The 8308-nt window shown below is 38.0% G+C and carries 7 protein-coding genes and 1 pseudogene; 2 read left to right on the plus strand and 6 right to left on the minus strand.

What is annotated here, in order from left to right; translation table 11 throughout:
* A partial coding sequence (locus AACY61_RS04890; RefSeq protein WP_339610468.1) for an FG-GAP-like repeat-containing protein occupies positions 1-1594 on the plus strand: 1594 nt, incomplete at its 5' end.
* Positions 1595-1664: 70 nt separating this feature from the next.
* Here AACY61_RS04890 and AACY61_RS04895 read toward each other — a convergent pair.
* The 6 genes from AACY61_RS04895 to AACY61_RS04920 all read right to left on the minus strand — a co-directional run bounded on the left by AACY61_RS04895 (position 1665) and on the right by AACY61_RS04920 (position 7645).
* Entirely contained in the window at positions 1665-3791 is a 2127-nt protein-coding gene (locus AACY61_RS04895) for a prolyl oligopeptidase family serine peptidase (protein WP_339610469.1), read from the minus strand.
* Positions 3792-3841: 50 nt separating this feature from the next.
* A complete protein-coding gene (locus tag AACY61_RS04900) occupies positions 3842-4216 on the minus strand; it encodes a DoxX family membrane protein (RefSeq protein WP_339610470.1) in 375 nt (124 codons plus the stop codon).
* Positions 4217-4299: 83 nt separating this feature from the next.
* Positions 4300-5289 carry an aspartate-semialdehyde dehydrogenase gene (locus AACY61_RS04905; protein WP_339610471.1) on the minus strand — a complete coding sequence of 330 codons (990 nt, stop codon included), beginning with the start codon at positions 5287-5289 and terminating at the stop codon, positions 4300-4302.
* Between the two features lie 152 nt (positions 5290-5441).
* On the minus strand, positions 5442-5849 hold the full coding sequence (gene mscL, locus AACY61_RS04910; protein ID WP_339610472.1) for a large conductance mechanosensitive channel protein MscL: 408 nt from the start codon (positions 5847-5849) through the stop codon (positions 5442-5444).
* Positions 5850-5896: 47 nt separating this feature from the next.
* Positions 5897-7003, minus strand: coding sequence for an alanine racemase (alr, locus tag AACY61_RS04915; protein ID WP_339610473.1), 1107 nt, complete (start codon positions 7001-7003; stop codon positions 5897-5899).
* A gap of 3 nt (positions 7004-7006) precedes the next feature.
* Complete coding sequence (locus AACY61_RS04920) at positions 7007-7645, minus strand: thymidine kinase (protein WP_339610474.1); 639 nt, start codon at positions 7643-7645, stop codon at positions 7007-7009.
* Positions 7646-7821: 176 nt separating this feature from the next.
* On the opposite strand from AACY61_RS04920, the pseudogene AACY61_RS04925 reads away from it, so the two are divergent.
* A pseudogene (locus tag AACY61_RS04925) lies at positions 7822-8308 on the plus strand (hypothetical protein); the annotation flags it as partial.

Genomic DNA, 8308 nt, shown 5'->3' on the forward strand with positions numbered 1-8308 from the left:
AGAATCCTCCAAGAACTGCGGAACTCGCGGAAGTTCTTTTTCAGGAACTTCGCAAGTAAACTTTCAACCCATAGGAATAAATACAACAGGGCAATATAGTATTTGTGCAGTTGATATGAATGGGGATTATCTAGATGATATTGTATCAGTGAATACAACAAATATTCAAATTCATTTTCAAAATAGTGATGGCTCCTTCACTGAGCAAAACTTTCCAGTTACCGATGTTGAAAACGCACCGTCCTGGAGCCTTGCCGCTGGAGATTTAACAGGTAACGGCTACAATGATCTGTTATATGGCGGAGGCTCTGGAGTTACGTTTATGATGGCCAATAACGATGGAACAGGATATACACAAACATCCTTTCCTGAGTTTGTTTTTTCACAGCGGTCTAATTTTGTTGACATCAACAACGATGGAAATCTTGATGCCTTTGTTTGTCATGATGTTGCACCCAATGTATATTTTATTAACGATGGTGATGGCAATCTGAGCTTTAACCAGGGAGGAATCGGGGACTTTCCAACCGGAGGTCATTATGGCTCTTTATGGTTTGATTATAATAATGATGGTTTACAAGACATGTTTATGGCCAAATGCGGGGGTAGTGTAGACCGTCGAACCAACCAACTTTTTAAAAACAATGGTGATGGTTCATTTTCAGACGTTGCTGTTGAAGCAGGGTTAAATGATCCTATACAAACCTGGTCGGCAGCAGGTGATTTTGATAACGATGGATTTATGGATCTATTAGTAGGAGCTAGTTCATTTACGGATGGAGGCCACAAACTAATGAGAAATAATGGCGACGGCACGTTTACTGATATCACTTCAGGTTCTGGTTTTGATACTTTTGAAGGCACCAGTGTTGAGCATGCAACTTATGACTTTAATAATGATGGGTTTCTTGATGTTTTCGGTAACTCTAACAAGCTTTTTATTAATAATGGAGATTTTACTTTTACTGAAGTTTCTATACCTTTTTCAGGAGCCTCCATTGCAGACTTAAATAACGACGGATTCTTGGATGCTTTCAGAGCAACAACCATTTATTACAATCAAGGAAATGAAAACAATTGGATTGTTATAAACACTGAAGGGATAGAAAGCAACAAAAATGGGATAGGAGCCCGGGTTGAAATTACAAGTGCACTGGGCACTCAAATAAGAGACGTGAGAAGTGGTGAAGGATTTCGTTATATGAGTACTTTAAACACGCATTTTGGTATAGGAACAGATACTGCAATTGAAGAATTGAAAATCAAATGGCCCTCAGGGATCATTGATGTTATTCAAAACCCTGAGATAAATACAGTTCATCATATCGTTGAAGGGCAATATCTGAGTACAAATGAAATGAACGAGATAACGTTTACAATCTACCCGGTTCCAACTAAGGACTTTTTAAATATTGACTTAACGCATTCTCATGATGAAGTTGATTTTACAATTTACGATATTTCAGGAAGGAATATAAAACAGGGAAAACTTCAATCTAACACGCTTAGGGTTGAACAGTTGTCGTCTGGCGTTTATTTTCTCGAAATTCAGATGAATGGAGTTGTTGCAATAAAACGTTTTGTAAAGCAATAATGTTGAAACTGCTTAAATAAAAAAAGCCCTTTTCATATGAAGAGGGCTTTTTTTATTTTATTTTAAAAAATTATTTGGGAAGCACCTCAAAACCCATATTGTATAAAATAAACCCAAAAATGTCGGTGTGTAAATCAACAATTTTGGACACAGGCATTCCCGCACCGTGACCGGCGCCAACATCAATTCTTATTAACTTTGGCGCGTCTCCGGTGTTCTTAGACTGCAATTCAGCAGCATACTTAAAAGAATGTGCCGGAACCACCCGGTCGTCATGATCAGCGGTAGTGACCATAATTGCAGGATAGGTTTTTCCTTCTTGAATGTTGTGTAGTGGCGAATAGCCTCTTAGGTACTGAAACATTTCTTCATTATCGTTGGCCGTGCCATAGTCGTATGCCCAGCCAGCACCAGCTGTAAAAGTATGATACCTCAGCATGTCCATTACGCCCACTTGAGGAATGCCCACCTTAAAAAGTTCGGGCTGCTGGTTAACAACAGCACCAACTAAAAGACCTCCGTTTGAAGCTCCTCTAACAGCAAGATAATCACTTGAAGTATATTTATTGTCAATTAAATATTCTGCTGCAGCGATAAAGTCGTCAAACACGTTTTGTTTATTCATTTTTGTTCCTGCATCGTGCCAAGCTCTCCCATATTCTCCACCGCCGCGAATGTTTGGTACAGCATATACACCTCCCATTTCCAACCACACTGCAGTAACTGTTGAAAACCCGGGGGTAAGACTTATATTAAACCCACCATATCCATATAAAATAGTCGGGTTTTTTTCGTTGAGGTCCAGACCCTTTTTGTGTGTAATAATCATAGGTACTTTTGTGCCATCTTTAGAGGTGAAAAATACCTGGTTTGATTCATATTCAGTAGGGTCAAAATCCATTTCGGGTTGCCAGTAAACCTCTGAAGAACCAGTTTCTACATCATAACTGTAGATGCTTGAAGGTGTTTTATAATTCGAAAAAGAATAATACATGTTTTCTGCATCACTCTTGCCTCCAAAACCTCCGGCTGATCCAATTCCGGGAAGCTCAATTTCTCTTACTAAATTTCCTTCAAAGTCATATTGCATTACACTTGAAACAGCATCTACCATATAGCGAGCAAAAATATAACCGCTTCCGGTTGAAGGGCTAAGCACGTGTTCTGATTCGGGAATTATATCTTCCCAATGTTCAGGTTCGGGACTTGAAGCGTCAACAGCAATTATTTTTTGATTGGGGGCATCCAGATTTGTTTTTATAAACAATTTACTGCCCCTGTTGTCGATGACTGAAGTTGAATTATCAAATCCTGTAATGATAGGTAGAATATTGGAATCTCCTTTTTCCAAATCCATTAAATAAAGCTCGTTTCCACTTGTAGAAACAGCTCGAGAAATGTACAGGAAACGGCCGTCTTCAGAAACACTTCCCCCTATATACCTTCCTTTTTGGCTTTCACTTCCGCCAAAAACGACTTGATCTTCATTTTGATTGGTGTTCAGTTTGTGGAAATAGAGCTTATGTTCATCAGTCATCGCAGAAAGTTGACTTCCTTTAGGCTTGTCGTAGGTAGAGTAGTAAAAACCTTCATCCCCTTTCCAGGCAATTCCGGTAAACTTTAGGTCCACAAGTGTGTCTCCTACTTGTTCTTTTGTTTCAGCATCAATCACTATTACTTTTCGCCAATCACTCCCACCTTCAGAAATACTGTATGCAGCTAGTTTTCCGCTTTTAGAAAAACTCAAATCATCCAATGATGTAGTTCCATCCTCTGAAAAAGTATTCGGGTCCAAAAACACCTCTTCATTTCCATCTTTCAGCCTGTAAACCACATAATGGTTTTGCAAGCCGTCATTTTTATAAAAATAGGTAACTCCACCTTCGATAAAAGGTGCACTTATTTTTTCATAGTTCCAAAGCTCAGTTAGCCTGTTGTTGATTTCGTTTCTAAATGGAATTTGATTTAAAAAATCAAAAGTAACTTTGTTTTGTTCTTCAACCCATTGTGCGGTTTCATCAGACAGGTCGTCTTCCAGCCAGCGGTAAGGATCTTTAATTTCAATACCAAAATAAGTGTCAACTGTGTCTGTTTTTTTGGTTTCAGGATAGTTTAACTGCATAGGTTTTTGTGTGTTTTCTTCCTTACAACCCAAAAAGAGTACAAAAGAAAAAACAACAATAAGTGTTTTTTTCATAATGGAATGTTTTTAATAAGTACAAACTTACTAAAAAAGAGATGTTAAAATTAGTTAAAAAGCGGCTTATATTTAGGCCATAATTTATAGAGCAGAATGAAATTTATAATAGCTACCAAAGCAGCAATTCCAATGTGTGGAATATCTAAAAACAAATGATAAAGAAGTACGTTTAATGAAATGGGAACCAGGGCAATTACCGCAAAGGCCACCCACTTATTGAATAACAACAACAATCCAATAAAAATTTCTACCATACCCAAAACAGGAATCACATACCCCGTAGCTTTTAGAGAACCCATAAATTCTGAAGCATCTTCAGGGATTTCCGGAGCCGGAATAAACTGAAAAAACTTATTTAACCCAATTAGGATTAAAATAACTGCAAGTAAAAGGCGAATGATTTTGGTGAAAGTAGAATTCATAGCAGGTTGGTTTTAATTAGCTTTAGAATAGGAATACCTAAAGATAAAAAAACCACTGAAAAAATCAAATTTGTATTAATTATTTAAAGTAATTGTTTTTCAGCCAGATACTCAGCAATTTGCACTGCATTGGTTGCAGCTCCTTTTCTTAGGTTATCGCTCACAATCCACATATTTAGTGAACGAGCCTGAGAAGCGTCTCTTCGAATGCGACCAACAAATACATCATCTTTCCCTTTTGCATAGATTGGCATGGGATAGGTGTTGGTGTCTGGGTTGTCTTGAAGGGTAATTCCGGGAGTTTTATGGAGAAGGGTCCTGATTTCACCAATTTCAAAATCCTTTTCAAATTCAACATTAACAGACTCACTATGGCCTCCAACAACAGGGATTCTTATAGCGGTAGCAGTAACGGCTATGTTTGGGTCATTCAATATTTTTTGAGTTTCCCTAACGAGCTTCATTTCTTCTTTTGTATAACCATTATCCTCAAAAACATCACATTGGGGGATTGCATTTTGATGAATAGGATAGGGGTATGCCATTTCCCCCTTTTTACCACTCATTTCATTTTCAAGTTGCCGAACTGCCTTTACACCGGTCCCGGTTATGGATTGGTAGGTAGAAACTACAACGCGTTTGATACCATATTTTTTATGCAAAGGGTGGAGTGTCAATACCATTTGAATGGTTGAGCAGTTTGGATTGGCAATGATTTTATCAGCTTTGGTCAATAAACCAGCATTAATTTCAGGGACAATGAGTTTTTTTGTAGTGTCCATTCTCCATACAGAGGAATTGTCAATTACCGTAGTGCCGGTTTCTGCAAATTTTGGTGCCCATTCCAGTGAAATGGATCCACCGGCAGAAAACAATGCCACATTTGGTTTGGTATTTAAAGCCTCTTTCAGGCTTTTAACAGAGTGTTCCTTCCCGTTAAATGAAATTTTTTTTCCAACAGAACGCTCTGATGCTACCAGTATCAATTCTGAAATCGGAAAATTTCTTGCCTTTAAGACCTCAAGCATCACTTCGCCTACCATTCCGGTAGCGCCTACAACAGCTACTTTCATATTTACAAACCGCTAAAGCGGGTTTTTTGATTAAACATTGAATACGTTTCTTGTGCAAATTTAATCAGAAGCCATTGGATTGCGGTTAAAAAAGGCATAAAAAAACCGCCCGGTTTTCAGGCGGCTTTGAGTTAGAATATATAGTGAGCGGATTACTTTTTTAATAAGTCCCTGATTTCTGCCAACAACTCTTCTTGAGTGGGTCCTTTTGGAGCGGCGGGTGCTTCTTCTTTTTTCTTCTTCGTTTTGTTATAAGCTTTTACAATCATGAAAAGGACAAAACCAACAATTACTAAATTGATAAGTGCATTGATCCAAGCACCATATCTAATCGCGTTTTCAGGTTTAGTGATAGAGCCGTCAGCTGCTACAACGGCTTCTGAGAGAATCACCTTCAAATCGGCAAAATCCATGCCGCCGGCAAAATGACCCACGATGGGCATCATAATATCTGCGACAAAACCATTGACGACAAGACCAACGGCACCGGCTAAAATTACCGCAACCGCCAAATCAATGACATTGCCGGTCATTATAAATTTTTTAAATTCTGTAAACATTTTTAAATGGTTTTAATAGTTAGTTATTTAAATGTACAAATTTTTATTTAATCAATCACTACTCTTTTAACTCTTTGAGAAATGGCGGTTATAATTTCATATGAGATAGAATTGATTGAATTCGCAAATTCTTCAGCGCTGTTTTTTGAGTCAAAAACGATCACCTCATCACCTTCATTGCAATCAATGTCTGTAATATCAATCATTAACATATCCATACAAATGTTTCCAATCATTGGAGCTCGTTTCCCCTGGATAGTTACAAAGCCTTTTCCTTTTCCATATCCGCGATGAATGCCATCTGCGTGACCCAGGGGCAAAGTTGCAGTCTTAGTGTCTTTTTCGGCTACAAAACCAAAATTATAACCCACACTTTCTCCTTTTTTTATGTGATGAATCTGTGAGATAATGGTTTTTAAAGAAGCTACAGGTTCTAAATTTTTATTTTCCCGGGCGTCGTTACCAAATCCGTAAAGTCCAATTCCGCTGCGGACCATGTCAAATTGTGCGTTTGGAAAATTTAACAGGCCGGAAGTATTTAACGTGTGCCTTAAAATTGGATATCTCAACAACTCAATGAGGTAAGCAGCGCTTTTTTCAAATAGAGCAATTTGTTTCTCTGTAAATGCTCTATTTTCCAAATCATCACTTGCGGCAAGGTGTGAAAATACCGACCTCACTTTTACAGCAGTTGTGTTTTTCATCAAGTTTGCAACCGTTTGCACTTCGTTTGTGGTAAAACCAATTCTGTTCATTCCTGTATTGATTTTAATATGTATCGGGTACTCTTTCAGTTGTTTTTTTTCCGCGAAAGCAATAAATCGCTGTAACATTAAAGGAGAATAAATACTGGGTTCTAGGCAACGAGCTGCTATTTTATCAAAATTGACGGTTTGAGGGTGTAATACTAAAATCGGAGATTGAATGCCCGTATCTCTAAGCTGGACACCCTCAGAAGTATAGGCCACAGCAAGATAGTCAGTTTTGAGGGCCTCTAATTTTTTCGCAATAATCCGGCTGTCGCTTCCATAAGCAAAAGCCTTGACTACGCCCATGAATTTAACTCCCGGCTTTAGTTTTGACTTTAGATAGTTGAAATTATGAGAAAGCGCGTTTAAATCAATCTCGAGGGTTGTTTCAGTGGCTTTTGGCATCTGTTATGAGGACTTTTTTGAAGGAATGATTTCGGGGTCAGTCACCTTAAGTTTTTTGACCTTTTCGTTTAGCATAGCTTTGTAGTAGGCGGCTCTGCTCAGAGGTTCATATTCTTCAGTTTCACCAAGCATAACTAGATTGTCATTGTTGGTTTTTCGAAAGCTGTATTGAGCTAGGTTTCCGGTTCGAGTGCATACGGCGTGTACTTTGGTAACATATTCTGCAGTGGCCATAAGCGCAGGCATTGGACCAAAAGGGTTTCCTTTAAAATCCATATCGAGTCCGGCAACTATTACACGAATTCCACTATTGGCTAAATCGTTACACACTTTAATAATTTCGTCATCAAAAAACTGTGCTTCATCGATGCCCACTACGTCACAATTGTCTGCAAGAATAGGAATATTTGCAGCTGCAGGCACCGGAGTGGAACGTATTTCATTGCTGTCATGAGAAACGACCATGTCCTCATCATAGCGCGTGTCAAGAGCTGGTTTAAAAATCTCTACCCGTTGCTTTGCAAACTGAGCACGCTTCAACCGGCGAATTAATTCTTCAGTCTTGCCTGAAAACATCGAACCGCAGATTACTTCTATCCAGCCAAATTGCTCTTTATGATTTACTGTATTTTCGAGAAACATTTTGTATTTTTCAATGCGAAAATTAATGCATTTTTCGTTATACTTCTATATCGGTAAATTTATAAAAACAAAAGTCGTTACCGAAATAAAAAAAGAAAAGATATAATAGGCTTTTGAAAAGTTTATTATTCAAGATATTTTTTGAAATACAGTAAATCCAAAGTAAAATAAATCCAATGGAAAAGAAACTTCACAAGCAATTAAAAGAGTTGGCCAACGCTTTTTTAGAAATGAATGAGACTTCACTGGTTGACTTGCATCAAAAATCCCGGACACTTTATGAATTGCTTACGATAGAAATTTATCTTGAAAAGAACCAGTCTATAAGTAAAACTGGGGAAAGCTTTCAGGCTACAGATTCAAAAACCTATGATACATTTATAGAAGATCAAGACCCACAGCCGTTAGAACAACCCAGCTACGAAGAAAACCTTGCGGAACCTTTAATCGAAAAAATAAAAGATATTGTTGCTCAAATGCCCTCTGAAACTCAAAAAATTGATGAGATGTTGGAAGAACTTTTACCAACAAAATCGAAACCAATAAGTGAGCTTGAAGATTTTGCATCGAGCTACCAGCAAACTCCTGTTTTTGAACGAAAGGAGATTCAAAAAACCCCACCAAAACCTGCTGAGCCAACAGCCCCTAGATTTAATGAATCTT

It is taken from the genome of uncultured Planktosalinus sp. (genome assembly GCF_963973675.1).
Classification (GTDB): domain Bacteria; phylum Bacteroidota; class Bacteroidia; order Flavobacteriales; family Flavobacteriaceae; genus Planktosalinus.

Excerpts from the sequence above, each read along its gene's own strand:
- AACY61_RS04895 (WP_339610469.1), bottom strand. The coding sequence starts at position 3,791 with ATGAAAAAAACACTTATTGTTGTTTTTTCTTTTGTACTCTTTTTGGGT.
- alr (WP_339610473.1), bottom strand. The coding sequence starts at position 7,003 with ATGCCAAAAGCCACTGAAACAACCCTCGAGATTGATTTAAACGCGCTT.
- AACY61_RS04905 (WP_339610471.1), bottom strand. The coding sequence starts at position 5,289 with ATGAAAGTAGCTGTTGTAGGCGCTACCGGAATGGTAGGCGAAGTGATG.
- AACY61_RS04900 (WP_339610470.1), bottom strand. The coding sequence starts at position 4,216 with ATGAATTCTACTTTCACCAAAATCATTCGCCTTTTACTTGCAGTTATT.
- AACY61_RS04920 (WP_339610474.1), bottom strand. The coding sequence starts at position 7,645 with ATGTTTCTCGAAAATACAGTAAATCATAAAGAGCAATTTGGCTGGATA.
- mscL (WP_339610472.1), bottom strand. The coding sequence starts at position 5,849 with ATGTTTACAGAATTTAAAAAATTTATAATGACCGGCAATGTCATTGAT.